The sequence below is a fragment of the Deinococcus aestuarii genome, assembly GCF_018863415.1.
Taxonomy (GTDB): domain Bacteria; phylum Deinococcota; class Deinococci; order Deinococcales; family Deinococcaceae; genus Deinococcus; species Deinococcus aestuarii.
Map to the genome: position 1 here is coordinate 64,861 of NZ_JAHKSN010000022.1, position 24,539 is coordinate 89,399.

General features: G+C 70.4%; 22 protein-coding genes and 1 riboswitch. Of the genes, 11 read left to right on the forward strand and 11 right to left on the reverse strand.

Annotation, left to right across the window (positions count from 1 at the left end):
- The first annotated feature begins 11 nt into the window (after positions 1-11).
- The 7 genes from IC605_RS19880 to sugE all read left to right on the forward strand — a co-directional run bounded on the left by IC605_RS19880 (position 12) and on the right by sugE (position 7,184).
- Positions 12-1,757: an NAD-dependent malic enzyme gene (locus IC605_RS19880; protein WP_216328231.1), complete on the forward strand. Its 1,746-nt coding sequence runs from the start codon at positions 12-14 to the stop codon at positions 1,755-1,757.
- Between the two features lie 368 nt (positions 1,758-2,125).
- Positions 2,126-3,268 (forward strand): ABC transporter substrate-binding protein, encoded by a 1,143-nt coding sequence (locus IC605_RS19885; protein ID WP_216328232.1) that lies wholly within the window; start codon positions 2,126-2,128, stop codon positions 3,266-3,268.
- 79 nt (positions 3,269-3,347) lie between these two features.
- Positions 3,348-4,208 (forward strand): branched-chain amino acid ABC transporter permease, encoded by an 861-nt coding sequence (locus IC605_RS19890; protein ID WP_216328234.1) that lies wholly within the window; start codon positions 3,348-3,350, stop codon positions 4,206-4,208.
- Complete coding sequence (locus IC605_RS19895) at positions 4,205-5,188, forward strand: branched-chain amino acid ABC transporter permease (RefSeq protein WP_216328236.1); 984 nt, start codon at positions 4,205-4,207, stop codon at positions 5,186-5,188. Before IC605_RS19890 ends, IC605_RS19895 begins: the two co-directional genes overlap by 4 nt.
- Entirely contained in the window at positions 5,181-5,993 is an 813-nt protein-coding gene (locus tag IC605_RS19900) for an ABC transporter ATP-binding protein (RefSeq protein WP_216328238.1), read from the forward strand. Before IC605_RS19895 ends, IC605_RS19900 begins: the two co-directional genes overlap by 8 nt.
- Positions 5,986-6,693 carry an ABC transporter ATP-binding protein gene (locus IC605_RS19905; RefSeq protein ID WP_216328240.1) on the forward strand — a complete coding sequence of 236 codons (708 nt, stop codon included), beginning with the start codon at positions 5,986-5,988 and terminating at the stop codon, positions 6,691-6,693. Before IC605_RS19900 ends, IC605_RS19905 begins: the two co-directional genes overlap by 8 nt.
- 83 nt (positions 6,694-6,776) lie before the next feature.
- Positions 6,777-6,845, forward strand: a riboswitch (guanidine-III (ykkC-III) riboswitch).
- An 18-nt stretch (positions 6,846-6,863) separates the two neighbouring features.
- Positions 6,864-7,184 carry a quaternary ammonium compound efflux SMR transporter SugE gene (sugE, locus tag IC605_RS19910; RefSeq protein WP_216328242.1) on the forward strand — a complete coding sequence of 107 codons (321 nt, stop codon included), beginning with the start codon at positions 6,864-6,866 and terminating at the stop codon, positions 7,182-7,184.
- Positions 7,185-7,396: 212 nt separating this feature from the next.
- Here sugE and lon read toward each other — a convergent pair whose 3' ends face one another.
- The 4 genes from lon to IC605_RS19930 all read right to left on the reverse strand — a co-directional run bounded on the left by lon (position 7,397) and on the right by IC605_RS19930 (position 13,929).
- Positions 7,397-9,847, reverse strand: coding sequence for an endopeptidase La (gene lon / locus IC605_RS19915; protein WP_216328244.1), 2,451 nt, complete (start codon positions 9,845-9,847; stop codon positions 7,397-7,399).
- A gap of 171 nt (positions 9,848-10,018) precedes the next feature.
- A complete protein-coding gene (gene clpX, locus IC605_RS19920; RefSeq protein ID WP_216328246.1) occupies positions 10,019-11,233 on the reverse strand; it encodes an ATP-dependent Clp protease ATP-binding subunit ClpX in 1,215 nt (404 codons plus the stop codon).
- Positions 11,230-11,841: an ATP-dependent Clp protease proteolytic subunit gene (gene clpP, locus IC605_RS19925; RefSeq protein WP_216328248.1), complete on the reverse strand. Its 612-nt coding sequence runs from the start codon at positions 11,839-11,841 to the stop codon at positions 11,230-11,232. The genes clpX and clpP overlap by 4 nt, the downstream gene beginning before the upstream one ends.
- A gap of 393 nt (positions 11,842-12,234) precedes the next feature.
- A complete protein-coding gene (locus IC605_RS19930; protein ID WP_216328250.1) occupies positions 12,235-13,929 on the reverse strand; it encodes a ribonuclease J in 1,695 nt (564 codons plus the stop codon).
- Positions 13,930-14,287: 358 nt separating this feature from the next.
- Here IC605_RS19930 and IC605_RS19935 point away from each other — a divergent pair, with 358 nt between their 5' ends.
- Together IC605_RS19935 and IC605_RS19940 are read left to right on the forward strand one after the other, a co-directional pair.
- On the forward strand, positions 14,288-14,953 hold the full coding sequence (locus IC605_RS19935) for a response regulator transcription factor (RefSeq protein WP_102125289.1): 666 nt from the start codon (positions 14,288-14,290) through the stop codon (positions 14,951-14,953).
- A 186-nt stretch (positions 14,954-15,139) separates the two neighbouring features.
- Positions 15,140-15,610: a response regulator gene (locus IC605_RS19940; protein ID WP_216328252.1), complete on the forward strand. Its 471-nt coding sequence runs from the start codon at positions 15,140-15,142 to the stop codon at positions 15,608-15,610.
- Between the two features lie 77 nt (positions 15,611-15,687).
- Here IC605_RS19940 and IC605_RS19945 read toward each other — a convergent pair whose 3' ends face one another.
- The 7 genes from IC605_RS19945 to IC605_RS19975 form a co-directional block, all read right to left on the reverse strand.
- Positions 15,688-16,215: a hypothetical protein gene (locus IC605_RS19945; RefSeq protein ID WP_216328254.1), complete on the reverse strand. Its 528-nt coding sequence runs from the start codon at positions 16,213-16,215 to the stop codon at positions 15,688-15,690.
- A gap of 149 nt (positions 16,216-16,364) precedes the next feature.
- On the reverse strand, positions 16,365-16,934 hold the full coding sequence (locus IC605_RS19950) for an HD domain-containing protein (RefSeq protein ID WP_216328257.1): 570 nt from the start codon (positions 16,932-16,934) through the stop codon (positions 16,365-16,367).
- A 188-nt stretch (positions 16,935-17,122) separates the two neighbouring features.
- Entirely contained in the window at positions 17,123-17,647 is a 525-nt protein-coding gene (locus IC605_RS19955; protein WP_216328279.1) for an HNH endonuclease, read from the reverse strand.
- Between the two features lie 112 nt (positions 17,648-17,759).
- Entirely contained in the window at positions 17,760-18,443 is a 684-nt protein-coding gene (locus tag IC605_RS19960) for a MarC family protein (protein ID WP_216328259.1), read from the reverse strand.
- Between the two features lie 206 nt (positions 18,444-18,649).
- Positions 18,650-19,306 (reverse strand): hypothetical protein, encoded by a 657-nt coding sequence (locus tag IC605_RS19965; protein ID WP_216328261.1) that lies wholly within the window; start codon positions 19,304-19,306, stop codon positions 18,650-18,652.
- 9 nt (positions 19,307-19,315) lie between these two features.
- Positions 19,316-22,036 carry a hypothetical protein gene (locus tag IC605_RS19970; protein WP_216328263.1) on the reverse strand — a complete coding sequence of 907 codons (2,721 nt, stop codon included), beginning with the start codon at positions 22,034-22,036 and terminating at the stop codon, positions 19,316-19,318.
- Positions 22,037-22,229: 193 nt separating this feature from the next.
- Positions 22,230-22,634 carry a Fur family transcriptional regulator gene (locus IC605_RS19975; protein ID WP_216328265.1) on the reverse strand — a complete coding sequence of 135 codons (405 nt, stop codon included), beginning with the start codon at positions 22,632-22,634 and terminating at the stop codon, positions 22,230-22,232.
- Between the two features lie 150 nt (positions 22,635-22,784).
- Between IC605_RS19975 and IC605_RS19980 the strand changes: the two genes are divergently transcribed.
- Both IC605_RS19980 and IC605_RS19985 read left to right on the forward strand, forming a co-directional pair.
- Positions 22,785-23,720 (forward strand): biotin--[acetyl-CoA-carboxylase] ligase, encoded by a 936-nt coding sequence (locus IC605_RS19980; protein ID WP_216328266.1) that lies wholly within the window; start codon positions 22,785-22,787, stop codon positions 23,718-23,720.
- A complete protein-coding gene (locus tag IC605_RS19985) occupies positions 23,717-24,301 on the forward strand; it encodes a biotin transporter BioY (protein WP_216328268.1) in 585 nt (194 codons plus the stop codon). Before IC605_RS19980 ends, IC605_RS19985 begins: the two co-directional genes overlap by 4 nt.
- Positions 24,302-24,539: the final 238 nt, after the last annotated feature.

The window sequence follows — 24,539 nt, forward strand, 5'->3', positions numbered from 1 at the left end:
CTGTCAGGGTTATGCCCGAAGCCCGCCGCGTCTCCCGCTACTACGACGTGCGGCGTGACGAAGACGGCCACCGTTTCCTCGACGTGAACGTGACCGGCTTCTCGCTCCTGCACATCCCCCTCCTCAACAAGTCCACCGGCTTCACCCGCCAGGAACGCCGCGCCCTGGGGCTAGAGGGCCTCGTCCCCCCCCACACGAGCACTCTGGAGGAGCAAAAGGAACGCACCTACCTCCGCTACCTCCAGCAGACCACCGACCTCGAAAAGCACGAGTTCCTGCGCGCCCTGCAAGACCGCAACGAGGTGCTGTTCTACGCGATCTTCGCCGATCATCTGGAGGAGATGCTGCCCATCCTCTACACCCCCACCGTGGGCGAGGCGGTGCGCATCTTCTCCCACATCTACCGCTACCCGCGCGGCCTGTCGGTGAGCACCGAGGACATCGACCGGGTGGACGAGCTGCTGGAGAACGTGCCCCTCAACGACGTGCGCATGATCGTGGCGACCGATTCGAGCGCCATCCTCGGGATCGGGGACCAGGGCTTCGGGGGCATGGCGATCTCCATCGGCAAGCTCAGCCTCTACACGGCGGCGGGTGGCGTGGGGCCCGACAAGACGCTGCCCGTCGAGCTGGACGTGGGCACCGACCGCCAGGACCTGATCGACGACCCCCTCTACCTCGGCGTGCATCACAAGCGGCTCACGGGCCCCGAGTACGACGAGTTCCTCGACCGCTTCGTGGAGGCGACCGCCGCACGTTACCCGAAAGCGATCATCCAGTGGGAGGACTTCGCGCGCGGCACGGCCTTCCGGGTGCTGGAGCGCTACCGCCGGGTCGTGCCGAGCTTCAACGACGACATCCAGGGCACGGGCGCGATGGCCCTCGCCGGACTCCTCAGCGCCAGCCGCCTCAAGGGCCAGATGCTGCACGATCAGGTTTTCGTCGTCGTGGGCGCGGGGGCGGGCGGCATCGGGGTGGCGAGTGCCATCCGGCAGGGCCTGATGCGCGACGGGCTGACCTACGCCGAGGCGAACGCGCGCCTCTTCGTGGTGGACCGCTACGGGCTGCTGACCCACGGCCAGCCCCTCGAAGACCACCAGCGCTCCTTCGCCAAGCACCCGGAAGACCTCGCGGGCTGGGAGGTGGCGGGCGAGTGGCCCACCCTGCACGAGACGGTGGTGAACGCCCGCGCGACCGCCCTCCTCGGCCTGACGGGGGTGCCCGGCCTCTTCCGGCAGCCCACCGTGGAGGCGATGCTCTCCAATACGGCCCGCCCCATCGTCTTCCCCCTCTCCAACCCGACGAGCAACGTCGAGGCCCAGCCCGCCGACGTGCTGCGCTGGACGGACGGCGCGGCGATCATCGCCACCGGGAGCCCTTTTCCCGACATCGAGTACGGCGGCAGGACGTACCCGGTGGGACAGGGCAACAACGCCTTCATCTTCCCGGGGCTGGGCTTCGGCGCCGTGATCGGCCGCGCCCGCGAGATCACCGACGGCATGGTGATGGAGGCGGCCCTGACCCTGGCGGACGAGACGAGGGCCCACGGCGACCGGGTGTACCCGCCCATCAGTCACCTGCGGGAGATCAGCATGAGGGTGGCCGTTCGGGTCGCCCGCCGCGCCATTGACGAGGGGGTGTGCGCCGAACGCCGCATCCGCAACCTCACCGACGACGAACTGGAGGCCTTCGTGCGCCGCCGCTCGTGGCTGCCGAAGTACCTGCCGCTCAGGAAGGCGGCGGACGCGCGGGATTGAGGGGGGAGCACGCGGGCCGCCTGACGCCCACCGTGGGTAAACGGTCGGAGGGGTGAAGGCGCATTGTTCGGCCCGGATCAGGCTGGGGACGCCACGAGGCGTCGTCGCGGTCCCCTTGCTGCGCCCTGTTTCGCCGCCTGACCCGTCAGGGTGATCGCACCCCCTCCTGACCAGAGTTTCAGGAGGGCGGGTCCTCCCGTCGGGGGAAGCCTCCAGGCGCGGCCATCAAAGGGGGGCTGGGGAATTGACACCCCCCCCTCCCCGTGCCAGCATGGCGTGCACACCTAACTTGAACTGCGTTCAGGGTCTCACGAGTCTTTCCCCGCCTGCGGGGGTCACGTGTCCGTCCCGGCGCTGGAGGTCTCCCTATGAAGCACACCCGCACCCTTATCCCCCTCCTGCTCGCGCTGGGCGCGGGCTCGGCCCTGGCCGATAAAGTCGTGAGCATCGGCTACAGCGGCCCCCTCTCGGGCGGGGCGGCCTTCTACGGCAAGGACGTGCAGAGCGGCATCGAGATGGCGATCAATGAGCTCAACCGCGCGGGCGGCGTGACCGTGAAGGGCGAGAAGGTGACCTTCCGGCTCGTCTCGCTCGACGACCGCTACCTCCCCAACGAGACGGCGACGAACGTGCGGCGCCTGACCTCGCAGGGGATCAACGTGGTGTTCGTGCCCCACGCGGGCGGCATCCTGACGGTGCAGCCGCTGACCGGGCGCGACCCCAACTTCCTCCTGGTCGCGTACTCCAGCGAGCCGAAGATCCTGGCGGCGAACAACCCCATGACCTTCATGCTGCCGCCCCGCTACGACAACTACCTCCAGCCCTTCGTGAGCACCCAGATGAAGGCCTTCGGCAAGAAGCTCGGCATGGTGGGCACCACGAGCGCCTACGGCAAGCAGTGGGCCGAGGCGGTCACCGAGGAGTGGAAGAAGCAGGGCGGCACGGTGGGGGCCAACAACGGCGTGGACTACGCCACCACGGTGGACTACTCCAGCGCGGTGACCAAGGCGCTGGCGGAAAAGCCCGACGTGCTGTTTATCGGCGGACCCTCGCAGCCGACCGCACTCGTGGTGAAGGCGGCGCGCGAGCAGGGCTTCAAGGGCGGCTTCATCGTGATGGACCAGGCGAAGTTCGAGCAGATGGACACGGTGGTGCCGCGCGCGTACCTCGACGGCTCGGTCGGCGTGCTGCCCACCAAGGAGTTCCCGGGCACCCAGGTCTTCGTGAACCAGTACCAGCGCGCCTATAAAAAGATCCCCACCAGCGAGGCGGGCCTGAACTACATGGGCATGAACGTGATCGCCAAGGCGATGGAACTCGCGGGCACCACCGACGACCCGCAGGCGATCCGCGCCCAGCTCAACGCCGCCGCCAAGGCCCTGCCGCTGGGCAAGACCGTCTACAAGCTGACGGGCGTGACTCCCGGCGGGCACGTGGACGCCGAATTCATCATCGCCAGCGTGAAGGACGGCAAGTACAACCGCCTGCGCGTGAACAAGGTCTACAAGTAAGGCGAGGCCTGACCCAAGCCACCCCGCCGCGTCCCGTCACCACGAGGGGCGCGGTCCCCTCTGACCGGGAGCCACCGCCTTGACCCTCTTTTTGCAACAACTGTTCAACGCCCTCGCGCTGGGCGGCGTGTACGCCCTCGTCGCGCTGGGGCTCACCCTCGTCTACGGCGTGATGCGGGTGCCCAACTTCGCGCACGGCGGCCTGTACATGCTCGGCGCGTACTTCACCTACGCGATCCTCACCGGCCTCGGTCTGGGCTACGTCCCCGCGCTGCTCCTCGCGGCGGTGGCGGTCGCCCTGCTCGCGGCGGGGCTGGAGCGGCTGGTGTTCTATCCGCTGCGCAACGCCCCGCACGTCCACGCCATGATCGCCGCCATCGGGGTGCTGTTCTTTCTGGAGGCCGCCGTGCAACTGATCTGGGGCCCGGACTTCAAGCAGATCGCCGAGCCGGTGCCGGGCATCCTGAATCTGGGCGGCGTGGTGATCACCTGGCAGCGTCTCCTCGTGATCCTGGCCTCGGTGCTCGTGATGCTGGGGCTGAATTTCTTCCTCAAGCGCACCCTGACGGGGGCGACCATCGAGGCGATGAGCCAGAACCGCGAGGGTGCGCGGCTCGTCGGCATCAACGTGAACCGGGTGGGGATGATGACGTTCGCCATCTCGGGCGCGCTCGCCGCCGCCGCCGCCGCATTGATCGCGCCCATCATCGCGGTCGCCCCCAGCATGGGTGAGGTGATGAACCTCAAGGTCTTTGCCATCATCATCCTGGGCGGGATGGGCAGCGTTCCCGGCGCGATTGTCGGCGCCTTCCTGCTCGCCTTCGCGGAGGTGTTCGGGGGCTTTTACATCAACCTCGACTTCGCGGACGTGATCGGCTTCGCGGCGCTCGTCATCGTGCTCGCCCTTCGGCCCGAGGGGCTGTTCCGGAGGGGGACGTGAGCCGGGGCCGTTTCAACCCCGGCATCTGGGGGTGGGTCGCCGTCTTCGCGCTCGCGGCGCTGTTGCCCCTCTTCCGGCCCGGCACCTACGTCCTCGACGTGGCGATCAACACGATGATCTGGGCGATGCTCGCCTACGGCCTGAACGTGATGCTGGGCTACACCGGGCAACTGCCGCTGGCGCACGCGGGCTTCTTCGGCATCGGGGCCTACACGGTGGGCATCCTGACCCTGAAGCAGGGGTGGAACTTCTGGCTGGCGTGGCCCGTCGCGGTGATCCTCTCCGCGCTCGGCGGGCTGCTGCTCGGCCTCGTCGCCTTCCGCACCAAGGGGGACGCCTTCGCCATCTTCACGCTCGGCGTCGGCGTCATCATCGCCCTGATCATCAACAAGTGGGACGACCTGACGGGCGGCAACGACGGCCTGAACGGGGTGCCGCCCGCCTCCTCCCTCTTCGGGATCGACTTCTCGAAGTCGGCGAACTTCTACTACGTGGCGCTCGCGGCGCTGGCGCTGACGGTGCTCGTCGTGGCGCGGGCCAGGGGCAGCGTCTTCGGGCGCTCGCTCGTCGCCATCCGGGGTGGCGAAGACCTCGCCCGCAGCGCGGGGATCGACGTGTTCACCCACAAACTGCGGGCGCTGATGCTCTCCACCGCCATCGCGGGCTTCGCGGGCGGCGTGTACGCGGCCTACGTCGGCTTCCTGGGCTCGGGCGTGACGGGGCCGACGACCACCTTCACGATCCTGCTGTACCTGCTCGTGGGCGGGGTGGGGACGCTCGCGGGACCGCTCCTCGGCACGGCGCTGATCTACGTCGCGCTGCAATTCATGAAGGGGCTCCAGGACTACCAGTACATCGTGTTCGGGCCGCTCCTCGTCCTGCTCGTGCTGTTCGCGCCGCAGGGGCTGGCCGGGCTGTGGGATCGGGCGCAGGCACGGCGAGTGCAGGCCCGCACCGAGAGGGCGGTGGACCATGCTTGAGGTGCAGGACCTCGGCATCCGTTTCGGCGGCCTCCACGCCGTGCGGGACGTGACGGCGACCATCCCGGCCGGGCACATCACCGCGATCATCGGGCCGAACGGGGCGGGGAAGAGCACCTTCTTCAACCTGATCTCGGGCTTCTATCAGCCGACCTCGGGCCGCATCCGCTTTCAGGGGGAGGACATCACCCGCCTGAGGACGCATGAGGTTGTCTCGCGCGGGATCGCCCGCACCTTCCAGACGACGACGATCTACAAGGAACTCAGCGTCCTCGACAACGCCATGATCGGCCACCGCGTCCGCACCCGCGCCGGGCTCCTCGACGCCCTGCTGCGAACGGGCCGCGAGCGCCGCGACGAGGAAGAGAGCCGCGCCGGGGCGCTGCGGGCGCTGGAACGGGTGGGCCTCGCCAAGCAGGCCGGGAGACCTGCCGGTGCGCTGACCCAGGAAGGCCAGAAGCGCGTCGGTATTGCAATGGCGTTGTCGAGTGACCCCAAGCTCCTCCTTCTCGACGAGCCCGCCGCCGGGATGAACCCCGAGGAGACGGTCAACCTGATGGCGCTGATCCGCGAACTCGTCGCGGGCGGCCTGACCGTCGCCCTTGTCGAGCACAAGATGAGCCTGGTCATGGGCCTCGCGGACGGGATCGTGGTCCTCCACCACGGTCAGAAGATCGCGCAGGGCACGCCGGGCGAGGTCAGCCGCGACCCCGCCGTCATCGAGGCGTACCTGGGCGGGCACGCGCACGGCGGCCAGATGGGACAGACGATCACGGCGACCACCACGGGGGCCCCCCGTGCTTGAGGTCCGCGACCTGAGCGTGAAATACGGCCACTTCACCGCCCTGCACGGGGTCAACCTGACCGTCAACCCCGGCGAGATCGTCGTGCTCTTAGGCGCGAACGGGGCGGGGAAGAGCACCCTCTTCCGGACGCTGAGCGGCCTGCAACGGCCGTCGGGCGGCACGGCGACCTGGAACGGCACGCCGCTCACGGGCGGCAAGGCGGAGTTCAACGTCGCGCACGGAGTGGCCCAGTGCCCCGAAGGGCGCCTGCTCTTCCCCGACCTCAGCGTCGAGAAGAACCTGCGGCTGGGGGCCTTCGTCCACCGCCGGGACGGAGCGGGGACCGCGCGGGAGCTGGAGCGGGTCTATACGCTCTTTCCCGCCCTGGTCGAGAAACGCGCCGCCCCAGCCGGGAGCCTCTCGGGGGGGCAGCAGCAGATGGTCGCCATCGCCCGCTCGCTGATGGCCCGACCCCAACTCCTCCTGCTCGACGAGCCCTCCCTCGGCCTCGCGCCGCTCGTGGTGGAGCAGGTCTTCGAGGCGATCCGGCGGGTGAATCAGGCGGGTGTGAGCGTCCTCCTCGCCGAGCAGAATGCCTTCGCGGCGCTGGGCATCGCGCACCGGGGGTACGTGCTGGAGGGCGGGCGCGTGTCGCTCCAGGGCTCTCAAACCGAGCTCCTGGGCGACGACCGGGTGCGGAGCGCGTACCTGGGCGTCTAGGGCGGGTGGGGGTGGAGCGGAGTGTAAGCGCCGGTTTACACTCCGCTCCCCTTTTGCCGACACGCTCCGGCTACACTGTCGTCCAGTCGCCCCGAGGGGCTGAACTCCGGACGAGAGCACCGCCGTACCCGGTCACGACAAGACGGCGCGGACACGGGAGGTGTCACGTCATGGCCTGGATTCTGCTCGTCATTGCTGGACTCTTGGAAGTCGGCTGGGCCGTCGGTCTCAAGTACACGGAGGGCTTCACCCGCCCCCTGCCCACGGTGCTGACCGTCACCAGCATGGTCGCCAGCATCGGCCTGCTCGGCCTCGCCGCCAAGACCCTGCCTATCGGCACGGCCTACGGCGTCTGGGTCGGCATCGGCGCGGTGGGCGCCGCCATTCTCGGCATCGTCCTCTTCAAGGAGCCCGCCACCCTCTCCCGCCTCGGCTTCCTCGCCCTGATGATCGTCGCCATCGTGGGCCTGAAGGCGACGAGCGGGCACTGATCGCGGTCCTCCGTTCCGTTGAAGGGACAACCTGCGTCCCTTCAACTTCACGCAGGGCCGCTCTCCTCACGGTTGCTCGCTCCGCTCGGGCCGGACACGTTGAGGGCCTTCCCCTCAACGTGTCCGGACGCCGCTATGAGGAAGTCCGGTCCAAAGAGAAACGCCCCCGGGTCCACTGGGGGCGTTCCTTCGTTTGCTGGCGTCTGGCGCGCTTACGCTCCCGGCTGCGTCGCGTCCCGGCTCTGGCTGGGCGGGATCGTGACGGGCCGCTCGGCGGCGGGGGCGGGCAGGAGCACGAGGTCGAGCACCTCACCCACGCGCTCGGCGGTGTGAATCCGCAGCTCACCGCGAATGCTCTCGGGCACGTCCTGGAGGTTGGGCTCGTTGTCCTTCGGGATGATGACCTCCCGGATGCCGCCCTGGTGCGCCGCGAGCAGCTTCTCCTTGACACCGCCGATGGGCAGGACCCGCCCGCGCAGGCTGATCTCGCCCGTCATCGCCACGTCCAGCCGCACTGGGCGGCCCGTGACCGCGCTGATGACGGCGGTGGCAATCGTGATGCCCGCGCTGGGGCCGTCCTTGGGCGTCGCGCCGTCGGGGAAGTGGACGTGTAGATCGAGCGTCTTGTGGAAGTCAGGATCGGCCCCGTACTCGTGGGCGTGTGCCCGCAGATAGGCGACCGCCGCCGAGACGCTCTCCTTCATCACGTCTCCCAGCGAGCCCGTCATCACGATCTTGCCGCTGCCGGGGGTGGCGAGGGCCTCGACCATCAGCATCGTGCCGCCCACGCTCGTCCACGCCAGGCCCTGCGCCACGCCGACCTGGGGTTCTTTCTCCATCCGGTCCGGGCGGTGCAGCGGCACGCCCAGGTAGGCGGGGACATCGGCGGCGTCCAGGACGCGCAGGCCCTCCCAGGGCTGCTCCAGCAGCTCGCGCGCCGCCTTGCGGGTCAGCTTGCTGATCTGGCGGTCGAGGTTGCGCACGCCGCTCTCGGCGGTGTACTCCTCCACGATCCGGTTCAAGGCCGCGTCGGTGATCTCCAGCTTGCCCGTCAGGCCGTGGCTCTTGATCTGGCGGGGCACCCGGTACCGCTTGGCGATCTCCACCTTCTCGGGCTGGGTGTAGCCGGGAATCTGGATCACTTCCATGCGGTCGAGGAGGGGCCGGGGAATGGTTTGGAGCGTGTTCGCCGTCGTGATGAACATGACCTGCGAGAGGTCGTAGGGCACCTCGAGGTAGTGGTCCTGGAAGGTGTGGTTCTGCTCGGGGTCGAGGACTTCGAGCATCGCGCTGGAGGGATCGCCGCGCCAGTCGCTGCTCATCTTGTCGATCTCGTCGAGCAGGATGATCGGGTTGGTCACGCCCGCCGTCTTCATCGCCTGGATGATGCGGCCGGGCATCGAGCCGATGTAGGTGCGGCGGTGACCGCGAATCTCGGCCTCGTCGCGCACGCCGCCCAGCGCCATGCGGACGAACTTGCGGTTGAGGCTGCGGGCGATGCTCTTGCCCAGCGAGGTCTTGCCGACCCCGGGAGGGCCGACCAGCACCAGGATGGGCGCGCGCAGCTCGCCGTCGTCGATGCGCTCCTCGGCGGTGCGCTCCTGGCGCTGCTCCTCGGTCTCGCCGTCCTTGTGCGTCAGTTGCCGCACGGCGAGGAACTCCAGGATGCGGTCCTTCACGTCGCCCAGGGCGTAGTGGTCGGCGTCCAGAATCTCGCGGGTGCGGTTCACGTCGAGGATCTCCTCGTCGCGCTTGCTCCACGGCACGTCGGTCAGCCAGTCGATGTAGTTGCGGACGACCGTACTCTCGGGGCTGCCGCCGGGGGTGCGCTCCAGGCGGGCGAGCTCCTTGAGGGCCTTGTCCTTGACCGACTCGGGCATCCCGGCGGCCTCGATCTTCTCGCGCAGGGCGTCGACCTCGGCCGGGCCGTCCTCACCGCCGCCGAGTTCCTTGCCGATGGCCTTCATCTGCTCGCGCAGGTAGTACTCGCGCTGGTTGGCGTCCATCTGCTCCTTGACGCGCCCCGCGATCTTCTTGTCCATGTTGAAGCGCTCGGAGTCGCGCGTCAGGAACTTCAGCACCGCCTCCAGCCGGGCGCGCGGCGAGGTCGCCGAGAGGACCTCCTGCTTCTCCTCGGGCGTCCAGGTGGCGTGGTGCGCCACCGAATCGGCCAGGGCGCCGGGATCGTTCAGGTTCTTCAGCCCCTCGAGCTGGTAGTTGTCCAGCCGCAGGTTCTTGTTCTGGCGCTGGTACTCCTCGAAGGCCGACTTGACCTCGCCCGCGATCACCTGCACCTCGCGCGCCTCCAGCTCGCCCAGGGCTTCGGCGGCGGGGATCGTCTCGGCCCGCACCCGGAGGTAGGCGGCGGGCACCTCGCCGGTCACCTGCGCGCGCTCCTGCGCCTCCACGAGCACCTGATAGGTGTTGTCGGGCATCCGCACGACCTGCTTGACGACGGCCAGCACGCCCATCTCGTACAGCTCGGCGCGGGTGGGGTCGTCGGTGCGGGCGTCACGCTGGGTCAGCAGCAGGACGCGGCGATCCGAAGCCTGCGCCTCGTCCACGGCGCGCTTGCTCTTGGGGCGCCCCACATCCACGTTCATGGTAATGCCGGGCAGGATCACGATGTTTCTGAGCGCAACTACGGGAAGTTCCCAGATCATGCTTGCTCCTTGAAACCGGGCCGGGCAGCCCGGAAAGAGGTGAGTTCAATGCGGGGCGCCCCGCCCGGGGTCACATCCACTCGTGGCGTGACCCCCGGCAAAAGACACCCCGCCCACGATGTCCCCAATTGTAAGGACGTGGGCGGAGGGAGGCTGTAATCTATCTCGCTTTTAAGCAGACTTCTTGAGTCCCTTAGACTCAATCAGGCTCAGGGAATGGTCGATGTGTTCGGCGTCGAACCGCAGTTCCCGCAGGCCCTCGACCGGCAGCTCGAACAGCAGGTCGGTCATCGCCTTTTCGAGGACGGCCCGCAGGCCCCGCGCCCCGGTCTTGCGCTCCCTGGCCCGGTGCGCCACCTCCCGCAGCGCCGCCTCGGTGAAGCTGAGGTCCACGTCTTGAAAGCCGAAGAGGGCCTGGTACTGCTTGACGATGGCGCCCTGCGGCTCGGTCAGGATGCGGACGAGCGCGTCCTCGTCGAGGTCCTGAAGCTGCACCACCAGCGGCAGACGGCCCACGAACTCGGGGATCAGGCCGAACTTCACGAGGTCTTCGGGCAGGAAGCGCAGTTCTTCTTTCTCCTCGCCCTTGTGCTCGGCGCCGAAGCCCACCGCGCGGACGTTCGTGCGGGCGCGGGCGATCTCGCTCATGCTCTCGAAGGCGCCGCCCACGATAAAGAGGATGTTCTTCGTGTTCACCTGCACGAGTTCCTGCTGCGGGTGCTTGCGGCCCCCCTGCGGCGGCACCTGCGCGACCGTGCCCTCGATGATTTTCAGGAGCGCCTGCTGCACGCCCTCGCCGCTCACGTCGCGGGTGATCGAGGTCCCCTCCGACTTGCGCGCGATCTTGTCGATCTCGTCGATGTAGATGATCCCGCGCTCGGCGGCGGCCACGTCGTACTCGGCGGCCTGGAGCAGACGGACGATCACATTCTCCACGTCGTCACCGACGTACCCGGCCTCGGTCAGCGTGGTCGCGTCCGCGATGGCAAAAGGGACTTCCAGCATCTCCGCGAGGCTCGACGCCAGCAGCGTCTTGCCCGTCCCGGTCGGCCCGATGAGGAGGATGTTGCTCTTCTGGAGGTTCACGTCCGGGTGCGCGAGGCGCTGGTAGTGGCTGACGACGGCGACCGCCAGCGCCTTTTTCGCCTCGTCCTGCCCGATCACGAACTCGTCGAGGTAGGCCTTGATCTCCTTGGGGCTGGGCAGCTCCTCCAGGGAGAACTCGCTGCCCTTGGTCTTGTTCTGCTTGACGAGTTCGTGCGCCCGGTCGGTGCACTCGTTGCAGATGAAGGCCGCGCGGCCCGGCGCCTCGATCAGTTGGGCGATCTGGGGGTGCTGCCGACCGCAAAAGGAGCAGCGGTCGCCCCCCACGTTGCGGCCCGTCACAGGACGGCCTCGACCTGGCGGGTGTTCTCGATCACCGAGTCGATCAGGCCGTACTTCTGAGCCTCCTGGGGCGACATGAAGTAGTCGCGCTCCATGTCACGCAGCAGCTTGTCGTGCGGCAGGTCGGTGTGCTTGTGGTAGATGCTCACGAGCTTGTCGCGCAGGTGCAGCACCTCCTTGGCCTGCACCTCCAGGTCGGGCGTGTTGCCCCGGAAGCCCGCCGAACCCTGGTGGATCATGATGCGGCTGTTGGGCAGGGCCATGCGCTTGCCCTTGTCCCCGGCCATCAGGAGCACCGAGCCCATGCTCATCGCGATCCCGACGCAGATGGTCGAGACGGGTGCTTTGATGTAGCGCATGGTGTCGTAGATCGCCAGCCCGGCGTAGACCTCGCCGCCCGGGCAGTTGATGTACATCTGGATTTCCTGCTCGGGGTTTTGCGAATCCAGCAGGAGAAGCTGCGCCACGATGGTGTTCGCCATCTGGGACTCGATGGGCGTGCCCACAAAGATGATCCGGTCCTTGAGGAGGCGCGAGTAGATGTCATACATCCGCTCGCCCCGGCCGGTCTGCTCGATCACATACGGGATCACGCTCATGGGCGGCATTATCGCACGGGCTTCCGGGGTGAAGGTGGGCAAGGCTGCGCTGGGGGGAAGACGGGGGCTGTGCCGGTGAGCGGCTGGACGGTCTTGGATGAGGTGAGCCCCTGAAAGTTCCTCCCCCTTGACTCGGAGAGCTGCTTGCAGAGGGGGGAGGTTAGGAAGGGGTGAGTAGACACAGCGTCCCAGGGCCAGTTGGAATATCCAGGCAGCCTTCTTCCTGCCGCGCCGCGGGTCGCTTGCGTTGACCCCCCCTCTCCTGCAGAGCTGTACCAGTCCCAGCCTCCCCCACAAGGGGGGACTCGCAGAGCTGCGCAGCAGAGGAGCAAAAACCCAGCCACCCAGCCAAAAGCGGAGGGCCGGAGCTTCCTTCGCCCCGGCCCCCGCTCTCCGCCCTGCTCAGTCCACGATCATCGGGATCAGGACCGGGTTGCGGCCCGTCACCTTCCGCACGAAGCGTCTGACGGCGCCGTACATGTCGTCGCGCACGTCCTCCAGGCGCTTTTTCTCGCGCACGCCGCCCTCGATGGCCTCCAGGGCGACCTTGCGAATCTGGTTGTCGAGGTCGCGGTTGGCGCGCACGAAGCCGCGCGAGACGATCTCGACGTGGGGGGAGGGGTGCAGCACGGCGGTCATGATCAGGATGCCCTCCTGGCTCATGCTCACCCGGTCGAGCAAGATCTCGTCGCTGATGTCGCCCACGCCCAGGCCGTCCACGTACACCGCACCCGCGGGCACGGTGCCCGTCACCTTGAACTCGTCGGGCCCGAGGCGCACCACGTCGCCGTTCTTGGCGATCAGGGTGCGCTTGGGCGGGCGGGGGAGGGTCTGCGCGAGCCGCGCGTGGTTGATCTGGTGGCGGGGCTCGCCGTGCCAGGGCAGGAAGAACTTGGGCCGCGCGAGGTTGAGGATGGTCGCCAGCTCCTCCTGCGAGGCGTGCCCGGAGGCGTGGACCCGGTAGGTCGGCGGGTAGTACACGTCCACGCCGATCTCGTAGAGCCGGTTGATGACGAGGTTGACGGCCTCCTCGTTGCCGGGGATGGGGTTGCTGGAGAGGATCACCGAGTCACCCCGCCGCAGCGCGATCTTGGCGTGGGTGCCGAAGGCGAGGCGCGAGAGGACGCTCATGGGCTGGCCCTGCGACCCGGTGCAGAGGTACAGCACCTGCTGGTCCTGCAACTCGCCGACCTCCTCGTTCGTCAGGAAGGGGTCGGGCGTCTCCAGGTGGCCGAGGGCCTGGGCGACCTGGGCGTACTTGAGCATCGAGCGGCCCTCCATCACCACCCGGCGGCCCTGGCGGTGGGCGATGTGGAGGATGTTCTGGATGCGGTTGACCTGCGAGGCGAAGGTCGTCAGGAAGACCCGGCCCCGGCAGCCCGCGATGACCTCCTCGATGTTCCTCGCCACCTCGGCCTCGCTCGGCGTCCGTCCGGGGCGCTCGGCGTTCGTGGAGTCGCTGATCAGGAGGAGCACGCCGTCTTTCCCCGCCTGCTCGATGCGCGGCAGGTCGCTGAGCTGGCCGTCGCTGGGGTGCTCGTCGAGCTTGAAGTCCCCGGTGTGCAGCACCCGCCCGACCGGCGTGGTCAGGATGTACCCCGCGTTGTCGGGGATCGAGTGGGTCATGCGGATGAATTCGACGTGGAAGTTCCCCCCGATCTGAACCTTGTCGTTCAGGCCCACCTCGCGCAGGTCCACGTCACCGTCCTTGACCCCGAACTCGGCGAGCTTCTCGCGCACGAGGCCGAGGGTCAGCGGCGCGCCGTAGACGGGCACCCTGGGCAGCCGGGGCAGGATGTACGGCAGGCCGCCGATGTGGTCCTCGTGGCCGTGGGTCAGAATCCAGCCCTTGATCAGGGCGGCGTGCTGCTGGAGGTAGTCGATGCGCGGGATGATCAGGTCGATGCCCATCTGGTGCGCGTCGGGGAAGGCGAGGCCGCCGTCGACCACCATGATCTCGTCGCCGAAGCGGTAGGCGAAGATGTTCTTGCCGATCTCGCCCATGCCGCCGAGCGGAATCACTTCGAGGTGGGCGTCACTCGGGGTGGTGTCGGGCCCGGGCTGGGGGTTCCGGGGGGTTTTTTCTGGGGTGGTCATGTACGGTGCTCCGGCGCACGCTCGCCTCCTGCCCTGGGGCGGGCCTCTCTGGTAAAGGACATTCCTCGGGAAAGGCTTCGGTTCGGGAGGGGGCGGCGTGCGGTTTTGAATGATGCGGCCACGCGAATGGGGACGTGGCCCGGGGAAAGACGGATTGTGTCGCCCGGATCGCGGGGGAACCGCGGCGCAGTGGGCACAGGGTAGCACAGGGGCCCGCGCGTCTGCTGGCCTGCGGGACACGGGCGGGGCGGAGGGGGAGCCGCCGGGAAGACGCTCCGGCACGGCGTTCCCCCACCCGCTCGGTGGGGTCCGCGCCCCTGTGCCGTGAAGTGCGGGTGAAGGCGGGTATCATGAGGGCGTGAGCGCCCAACGGATTCTCGTGATCGAGGACGACCTCGACATCGCCAACGTGCTGCGGATGGACCTGAACGACGCCGGGTACGGGGTCGAACATGCCGATTCCGCCATGAACGGGCTGATCAGGGCCCGCGAGGATCATCCCGACCTGATCCTGCTCGACCTCGGCCTGCCCGACTTCGACGGCGGCGACGTGGTGCAGCGACTGCGGAAAAACAGCGCCGTGCCCATCATCGTCCTGACCGCCCGCGACACCGTGGACGAGAAGGTCCGCCTGCTGGGGCTAGGGGCCGACGACTACCTGATCAAGCCCTTCCACCCCGACGAACTCCTCGCCCGGGTCAAGGTCCAGCTCCGCCAGCGCACCACCGAGAGCCTGAGCATGGGGGACCTCACCCTCGATCCGCAAAAGCGGCTGGTGACCTACAAGGGCGAGGAACTGCGGCTCTCGCCCAAGGAGTTCGACATCCTCGCGCTGCTGATCCGCCAGCCGGGGCGGGTGTACTCCCGGCAGGAGATCGGCCAGGAAATCTGGCAGGGCCGCCTGCCCGAGGGCAGCAACGTGGTGGACGTGCATATGGCGAATCTGCGCGCCAAGCTGCGCGACCTCGACGGCTACGGCCTGCTGCGGACCGTGCGCGGGGTCGGGTACGCCCTGCGCGGCTGAGGCGGGAGGAGGCGGGCACGAACGCCGGGAACTTCACATTCGTATGACTGGTGACGGCAGTGTCAGCGATCCTGAGTAGGATGAAGCCGTGTTGACGATGTTTGAGGACAGGTGGCGTCCCGGGGGGCGCGCCGGGGACCACGCGGGAGGGTTGCGGCCCGCCCCTCTCCCCGCCGGGGGGGTCGCGTGACCTCTGCACAGGCCGCCGAGCTTCCCACCCCCACGCGGTCCAGAATCGAGATCCTGCTCGTGGAAGACAACGAGCCCGACGTGCTGCTGACCCAGGAGGCCTTTGAGGGCGCGCGGGTGCCCAACCGGGTCCATGTGGTGCGCGACGGGGTGGAGGCCCTGCGTTTTCTGCGCCGGGAGGGCGAGTACGCGGCTGCCCCGCGCCCCGACGTGATCTTGCTCGACATCAACATGCCGCGCAAGAACGGGCTGGAAGTGCTCGGCGAGATCAAGGCCGACCCCGCGCTGGGCAGCATCCCGGTCGTGATGCTCACCACCAGCCAGGCGGAAGAGGACGTGCGGGGCTCCTACGCCCGGCACGCGAGCGGCTACGTGGTCAAGCCCGTGGGCTTCGAGAACTTCCTGAACGCGATTCGCGCCTTCGAGGACTTCTGGATGACCTTCGTGCGCTTTCCGCCCCGTGCGTAGGTGGCCCAGACCCCAGAGGGCCCACAGCAAGTCCCCCGACCGTGTGAGGCCGGGGGACTGTGCTTGAGGGGGTGGCCTCAGCGGCGGTCGGTCGTGCCGGTGTAGCCCGTGCCGGTCGTCGTCGTGGTGGTCACGACGCGCTCGGGGCGGCGGTTGCGGCCTGCCAGACCGAAGAGGCCCGCGAGGCCGAGCAGGCCCCAGGGGAACTCGCGGGTGTCGGCGGTGCCGTTGTTGTTGGTGTCCACCACGCCGTCGCCGTTGGGGTCCACCGCGTTGTTCACGCTCTCGGTGGCGCCCTCCACGGCCGCGCCCGTGGCCGCCGCCGCGTTGTCCACCGCCTCGCCGGTGGCCGCGGCCGCGTCTTGCACCGCGTCTCCCGTGGCGGCGGCGGCGTCTTGCACGGCGTCACCGGCGGCCGCGGCGGCCTCGTCCACGTTCTCGCCGATGCTCTCGGCGGCGCCGTCGGTCGTGTCGGTGTTGGTGTCACCCGAGGTCGCGTCGGTGGTGCTCGTGTCCTGCACCTGCACGTACGAGGCGCTGGGCGACACGGCCAGGGCAGTGGGGGCGGCGAAGATCAGGGCGAGCGTCAGCAGGGTCTTGTTCATGGGGGTCTCCTTGGTCGTGCGGGTCGTGCGGCCGCCCGCCGGGGCAGCCACCAAGCGCCTCACATGCTGCGGGCCCCCCCGCCACTTCGGCTGAGCTTCATCTCTATGTGTTCTTCACATGCCTGGGGGGCCACGAACAGGCCCCCGGCTCAGCGCGTGGAGGGAGGCGCCGACGCCAGCGCGTCCGGCCCGAGTTCCTGCACCGCCCGCAGCACGTTGGCGAGGTGGGTGTCGAGGTCCACGCCGAGTTCCCGGGCGCCCTGTTCCACCTCCTCGCGGTTCACGCCCGCCGCGAAGGCGCGGTTGCGAAACCGCTTCTTCAGGCTGCCGGGTTCGACGGCCCGCACGTCCCGGTCGGGGCGGATCAGCGCCGCCGCCTGCACGAGGCCGGTGAGTTCGTCCACCGCGAAGAGGGTCCTCGCCAGCCGCGTCTCGCGCGGGACGCCCGTGGAGGTCGCGTGGCCCAGGATCGCGTCGAGGACCTCTTGCGGCGTGTCGGTGTGCTCGCGCAAGAAGGCGACGCCCCAGGTCGGGTGCTGCGCCGGGTGCCCCTCGTAGTCGAAGTCGTGGAGCAGGCCCGTCACCGCGTACAACTCCTCGTCCTCGCCCCACAACCGGGCGTGCCAGCGCATCGCGGCCTCGACGTTGAGCATGTGCCGCCGCAGCGACTCGGAGGGGGTGTGCTCCAGCATCAGGGCGTAGGCCTCGGCGCGGTTCATGCCCCAGTCTAGAGGGGTTCCGCCCGCAACCTCACCGCGCGGGACGCCCTCGTCTTCACTGGGCGCCGGGGACGGAGAACACGTGCCCGACGGGACGAGGCTTTCCATTCACGCGGACGCGCTTGAGGTGTCGCCGGGAAAAAGAGGGGGAAGGCGTAGATTCCTTTCCCCTCTTTCCTCACGTGAACTCAGCCCCGGTCGTAGATGTACTTGGCCCACTCGTCTTGCCAGTGGGCGAACTGGCCGTGGGCGTAGACGCCGAAGGTGGGGGCACGGGGGCGGGTTCTGAGCGGCATCCCGGCCTCGTCGGGGGTGCGGTTGCCCTTGCGCTGGTTGCAGCCCCGGCAGGCGGTGACGACGTTCTCCCAGCCGTGGCGCCCGCCGCGCGAGCGGGGCATCACGTGGTCGAGGGTGAGGTCCTCGGGCGCCCCGCAGTACTGGCAGGCGAAGGTGTCCCGGCGCAGGACGTTGCGGCGGTTGAAGGGGACCGGGTGCACGCGCGGGCGGCGGACGTAGCGCCTCAGCCGGATCACGCTGGGCACGCGCAGCACCGTGGAGGGCGAGCGCACCACGTCGTCGCTCGCCTCCAGCACCTCGGCGACCCCGTACTGGACGAGCGTGATGGCGCGCTTGGCGCTCGTCACGTGCAGGGGCTCGTACGACGCGTTCAGGACGAGGACCCGTGGGGCGTTCAGGTCCGCCGCCACGCGCATCCCGCGCGCCTCCTCTCTCGTCACGCTCGTTGTGGGATTCACGGCGGCATTCTAGAGCGCCACTGGATGGGGAATGTTGCGCCGTGTGGCTTAGCAAGCCGTAAGGACAGACTTACCCGCGCGCCCCCAGCCCCGCCAGCGCCCGCCCCGCCTCCCCCCGCACGAACTCCAGCGCCCCGTCCGCCACGTACTGCACGGCGAGCGCGCCGAGCAAGACCCCGAGCACCCGCGTCACCACATGCACGCCCGTCAGCCCGATCACCCGCGCGATCTGCCCGCTCAGCCGCAGGGCGAGGTAGCACAGCAGCAGCACGAAGGAGGTCACGAACAACACCGCCGCCAGCAGGGCCGGGCTGCCGTGCGCGTCCCCGGCGAGGATCATGATGCTCGCCAGCGTGCCGGGCCCGGCGATCAGGGGGATGGCGAGGGGGAAGACGCTGATGTCGGGCCGGTCTTGCGCCTCGCGCTCCTCGTCGGGGTTCTCGCGGCTGCCGCTGGGGCGGGCGAAGACCATATCGAGCGCGATCAGGAACAGCAGGATGCCCCCCGCCACCCGGAAGGCGCTGAGGCTGATCCCCAGGTGCCCGAGGAGTTCGCGCCCGAACAGCGCGAAAGCCAGGATGATGCCGCCCGCCACCAGCGTCGCCTTGACCGCCACCCGCCGCCGCTCAAAACTCGGGCGGTTCCCGGCGAGCCCCAGGAAGATCGGGGCCAGGCCCACGGGGTCCATCACCACCAGCATGGTGAGGAAGGTCTGGAGGCTGAGGCTGGAGAGTTCGGCCACGTTCACACCCATCAGCCTACCCGCTCCCCCGCTTCCGGGGCGTGCCCGGAAGTCCCCCCGGCCCGCCTGACCCCTGCGACTCCCTGCCCTCCGGGCCACCTCCCTTCCAGGGGAGGCAACAGCAGAGGTTCTCCGGAGGTCGACGTCCGTCCCTGGCTCCCCTCTCAGTCAACTCCCCTGAGAGGAAAACCGGGGCTCCTGCGCCCGAACCCCGGCCCTCAGCGCAAGACGTTCACCGTCAGGGTGCCCTCCGCCGTATACGTCTGCCCACCGCTCTCCTGGGTGGCCTGCACCCCCAGCGTGTAGGTGTTCGGCGGCGTGTTCGGAGTCACCGTCAGGCGCAGCGGCACGCTCTCGCCCGCCCGCGCGCGGGCGCCTTGCAGGGTGAGGCTGATCCCGGGCGCGGGGCTGCGGGTGCTCAGGCGGAACTCGCCGGGGTGGGTCTGGGGGGTGTAGCCGCCCACCCGCGCGGTGAAATTCAGGGTCTGCCCCGCCCGCACGCCCAGTTCGGACACCGACTTCCCGCCCGAGGCCGGGGTGACGACCACGTACCCGCCCGCGCACCCGGTCGCGCGCAGCACGCCGATGTCCCGCGCCCCGACCGCCAGCGCCGGGAGGAAGGACGCCACGACGAGCCCCAGCCCCAGGGCCGCCCGCCGGGGCCGCGCCCAGTTCGAGGCGGTGAAGGCGAGCCCCCCCGGCCCCAGCAGCAGCGGCGCGAGCAGGGCCAGGGTGGTGCGGCCCTCGCAGGGCCCGGACAGCAGCGCGAGCCCCGCCCCCCGCACGAGCAGGAACACCCCCACGCCGATTCCCCACCCCAGCAGGAAGATGACCAGGGGCGAGAGCGGTCGGGCGGGGCGGACGAACGCGGTCATGCGGGCAGGCTAGCGCGGGGGCGGGGGGACAAAGGGGCCCTCCTCCCCGGGGCCGACTCCGCCCCCGGCGGCGGGAGGCCGGGGCGCCAGGATCGCCACCGCGAGCAGGCTCAGCCCCGTCACGAGCACGGCCACGCCCACCGCCGCCCCGGAATTGTCCATCGTCGGCGCGTCGAGCAGGGCCCCCTTGACACCCCCCGCCACGACGAGCGCGAGGCCGGTGTCCCACAGGGGGCGGGGCCCGCCGTCCGTCCCCTGCCGCGCCGCCCGGTGCGCCCCCACGCAGGCCCACAGCCCGACCCCGAGCACCGCGAGGCTGGACAGGGCCAGCCAGGGCCGCAGCCCCTCCACCGACGGGTCCAGCCCCGCGCCGAGCGAGAGCAGCCCCACGAGCAGCAGCGCGGCCAGCCAGAGGGCCTGCGCGGGGGGCCGCTGGGGGGTGGCGGTATCTGGACCGAGCTCGGTCAGCATCCGCAAGCCGCCCGGAGTGCGGGTCAGGGCCCAGACGAGGCTCAGGAGGAACACACCGGGGACCGGAACGGGGGAGGTGCCGCTCCACACGCCCTCCACCAGGGCGACGAGCGCGGCGAGCAGGCCCAGGCCGAGCCCCACGTCCAGCCGCTCCCACCCCCACACGGGGCGCAGGGGCACCGTCAGCCCCGCCGTCAGGGCCAGCGCCCCCGGCACCCCCAGCGCGGGGAGCCACGTCACGCAGACCACGCCCAGCGCCAGGGCGAGGAGGACGAGTCCGGCGACTTCGGCGAGGCCGCGCGCCCGACCGCCCGCCCGTGCCGCGCCCAGAAGCGAGCCCGCCGTGAGGAGGCTGATCAGGCAGGCGGCCAGCCTGGGGAGCCCGGTGTCCTCCGCCGTCCCGAGGAGCAGCAGGGCGCCCAGGGCGGCTCCGGGAGCGAGCGCCCAGAAGAGCGTCGTGTGAAGGGAGTCGGTCGGGGTCTGTGCGCCGCCGGGCCGCTGTTCCTCCCTCCGGAGCCACCACAGCCCCCCCGCGAAAGCTGCCGCGGCGAGCCCGAGAGAGAGGACGCCCCCCGGTTGAAGCGCCGCCATGAGCAAGGCGCCGCACCCCCCGGCGAGGAGCGGAGCCGTCCGCCCGGAAGCGGGCGGCGTGCCGGAGGCATCCGGACCGATCTCCGCGCGGGGAGCACCTGCCCAGGGGTCCCGCGCGGTCCGCAGGGCACCAAGCAGCCCTATGACGGCCGGAACCGCGCCCAGCAGGGCCGCCCGCAGGGGGTCTGCTCCCCAGCCTTCACCCGCCGCGCCCGCGCCCCACAGCGCGCTCAGCCCCAGGCCCGCCGCGCCCGCCGTCAGCCAGCCCCGGCTGCGGGCGCTGAGCCCAACGATCAGCAGGGCGAGCGCGATCCCGCTCAGGGCGGCGGGTTGGGTCCGCGCGCCGAGCAGGCCGAGGGCCACCGCCCCCGCGACCCCCGTGGCGGCGGCGGTGAGGCTGCCCGCGACCGTGCCCGTCAAGGAGGCGTCCGCGTCCCCGGCCTCGGCGGGTCCCAGCCTCTGTCCCCAGGCGTGCCGGGCGGCGAGCGCGAGGGGAAGGAGCGGGGCGAGCGCGAGCCCCAGGACGAGGGGATGGAGGCTGCCCCGGGTCGAAAGCGCCGTCCCTGTCGCGGCGGCCACGAGCACCTGTGGCCCCAGCGTGGCCCACGCCGCGAGGGCAGGCACCGGACCCCCCGCCTCCCCCCGTTCCCGCCGCCCGAGCAGCGCCAGGGCCGGGGAGAGGGCCAGCAGGCTGAACGCCAGCCAGGCGAGCAGGCCGGGGAAGACTTCGCCGGAGAGGGCCAGGACCTGTGCGACGAACGCTTCCCCCCGGGCGAGCAGCAACTCCGGGTCCGCGTGACCGACCGAGGCGACGATCCACCCCACCGGCACCAGCCCCGCGGCTCCGAGGGTGAGCGCGAGGGCGGTTCGGGGCGGGTTCGCCGGTTCCTCGGCGAGGTCTGCCTCCGACGCCCGGAGTTGGGCGCTTCCCCGCGACACGGCCACCCCCGCCAGGAGCAGCACCGCCCCCGCCGCGGGGATGGACGCCTGCCCAAGGTCGTCCGTCAGCATCCACGTCGAGAGCCCCGCCCCCAGCACCGCCAGCGCGCCGAGCAGGGGTTCGCCCCGCCGCCGCCCGTCCCACAGCAGCACGGCGCTCAGCCCGAGCAGCCCCGCCATCACCACGCCGGGCCCCCAGGTGTCCGGCAGGGCCTGCGCGAGGCTGCCGATCCCGAGCGCCGTCACCCCGTACCCCAGCCCGCGCAGGGCGCCCGACACCGGCCACGGCACCCGCCGCGCATTGAGGTACAACAGCGCCCCGAAGGCGAACACCGCCAGCAGCCGCGTCCACCCCGGCGCCCCGAGTTCCCGCAGGGTGAAGGCCAGCCCGCCCAGCACGAGCACCCCGCCGATCACGCTGATCCGCGCCCGGCTGTAGGCAGGGTCCCACAGCGAGGGGCCGCGTGGCCGGGTCGGGCGGGGTGGGGCGGCGGGCACGTCCTCGGGCCACACCGGGGGAGGGGGGAACGTCTGCTCTACGTGTTCGGCCCCGGCGGGCTCAGCCGAAGGCCCCCGCAGCCGAGCGAGTTCCGCCCGCAGCGCCTTCTGCCCCTCCCGCAGCCGCCGCACCTCCTCGCGGGTGGCCTCTGCCCGCCGATCCACCCGTGCCGCGCGGACGAGCGCCCAGACGGCGAGCACAAGCGCCAGCACCGCCGCGAGGGCCGTCACGCCTCCCGCCCCACCTTCTGCCCACGCCCTGCCGAGACCCCGGTGTCTCCCATGCCCTGCCCCCTTCGCGCGGTGTTGCCCTGGCTTGGATGTTCAGGGCCACGGTACTTCGCCCGCCGCCCAGCACACGGCAACGGGGACGCGGCACAAGAAAACCCCGCCGCGAGGGACGGGGTTGGAAAGTCTGAGGCGTTCAGCCCCCGGCGCTGGGCTGGGGCGTGCAGTCGGGGCACAGGCCCATAAATTCGAGCCGGACCTCGGTGACCTGGAAGCCGGGCGGGAGGGCCGCCACCGGGATGCACGGCATCGCCTCCGCGTCCACGTCGAAGATCGCGCCGCAGCCGCGGCAGACCGCGTGGTGGTGGTCCTCTCCCTCGTGCTTGTAGTCGTAGCGGGTGGCCTGCCCGGCGCGCTCGATGGTCACGACCACCCCGTCGCGCACCAGGGCGTCGAGCGTGCGGTACACGGTCCCCAGGCTCACGTGGGGCAGCCGCCCCCGCACCTGCCCGTGAATCCAGGCCGCGTCCGGATGCTCCCGAGACGCCCGAAGCACCTCGATCACCGCCTGCCGCTGCCGGGTTTGCCGCACCATCGTCATGGGTCGAGCATAGCAAAAGGGGTGACGGGGGCCTGACGCGGGCGTCACGGTTCTGGCGGGTGGCTTGTCGCTCGTGGCCTGTGGAAGGGGACCGCTTCGACAAGCCTCCCGCCTTGCCTTCGTTCACCCCTTCCCCGCATAGTGCTGAACGTGCCCGCCCGACTCCTGCCGCTGCTCACCGATCAGCCCCAGTCCGGGGAGGCGTTGGGAGCGCGGTTGGGCGTGGGCCGCGTCACGGTGAACACCCTGGCGCGGCGGCTCGCGGAAGGCGGCGTGCCCGTCGTCACCACGCGGGGTGGGTACGCGCTGGAGCCGGGCACGCCCGCGCCGCAGCTCGTGCCCGTCGCGGGCGTCTTCGGGCGGGCGATGCGCTACGCGGGCACGGTCGGCAGCACGCAGGACGAGGTGCGGGCGTGGGCAGATGATGCTCAGGCCCCGGCCTCCCACGGCGCGGTCGTTGTCGCGGAACAGCAGACCGCCGGGCGGGGGAGACGGGGGCGGGCCTGGGACACGACGCATGGGACGCTGGTGTTCAGCGTGTTGCTCGACGGTCCCCTGCCCCTCCCCGACCTCGCCCTGATGCCGCTGGCGGCGGGGGTCGCCCTCCAGGCCGCGTGCGGCGTCGGCGGGCTGAAGTGGCCCAACGATCTGCTCTCGCCTGACGGGCGCAAGCTCGCGGGCATCCTGCTCGAAGCCGACCTGCGGGGCGAGGAGGCCCGCCGCGCCGTCCTGGGCATCGGCGTCAACGTCACCGCCGCGCCGCCCGGGGCCGCCCACCTCGCCGAAGTCCTGCCCGGCATCACCCGCGCTGCCCTCCTCGCCCGCGTCCTCGCCGAGCTGGAACGCTGGCTCACCGCGCCGCCTGCTGACGTGCTGGAGGCGTGGCGGGGCGCAAGCGTCATCCTCGGGCGGGAGGTGCGTGTCGTGACCGGGCGCGGCGAGATCACCGGGACCGCCGTGGACCTCGACGCGCAGGGGGGCCTCGTCGTCCGTCCGCCCGGCGGCCCCCCCGTTACCGTCCACGCGGGCGACGTTCAGCTTGTCGGTCCTCTCACCCCACCCCACTCACCGGAGGAACAGCCATGACCCGAGCCGCATCCGTCTACCCCACCCTCTCCCGCACGCTTGCCCCCGCGCACGGCCTGACCCGTGACCTCCTGCTGATCCTCGGCGGCGCGGCCCTCGTCGCCCTCGTCGCGCAGGTCGAACTGCCGCTGAAGCCCGTGCCCGTCACCCTCCAGACGCTCGCCGTGCTGCTCGTCGGCGCCGCGCTGGGCTGGAAGCGGGGTGCGGCGAGCCTGACCACGTACCTCCTCGCCGGGGCGGCGGGCCTGCCCGTGTTCGCGGGGGGCAGCGCGGGCCTTGCCAAGTTCGTCGGCCCCACGGGCGGCTACCTGCTGAGCTACGTGTTCGCCGCTGGCCTGGTCGGCTGGCTCGCCCAGCGGTACGCCCTGGACCGTACCGTGCGCGGCACCACCCTCGCCATGCTGGCGGGCAGCGTGGTGATCTACGGCCTGGGGTTGCCCTGGCTGAGCGCCACCACCGGCCTGAAGGGTCAGGCCCTCCTGAACGCTGGCCTCACGCCCTTCCTCCTCGGCGACGCCCTGAAACTCGGCCTCGCCGCCCTGCTGCTGCCGACGGCGTGGGCGTGGGTGCGTCGAAGATAGGCAGCGAACAGAATAGAATTTGGGTACCCCTCACAGGGTACCCTTTATACGTGTTGTAGATCCTAACGAGTCTGATGCCTGAAGTTCCGTTAGGTTCTGTAACTTCCTTAGGATGACTAGACCTCCTGCGAAAGTGGGTGGTTAAGCTGGCAGGGTGGGACACGAGCGACTGGACCGGGCACTAAAGATGAACCGTCAGCAGTTCAAGCGGCGGACCGGGGTGTACCCCGAGACCTTC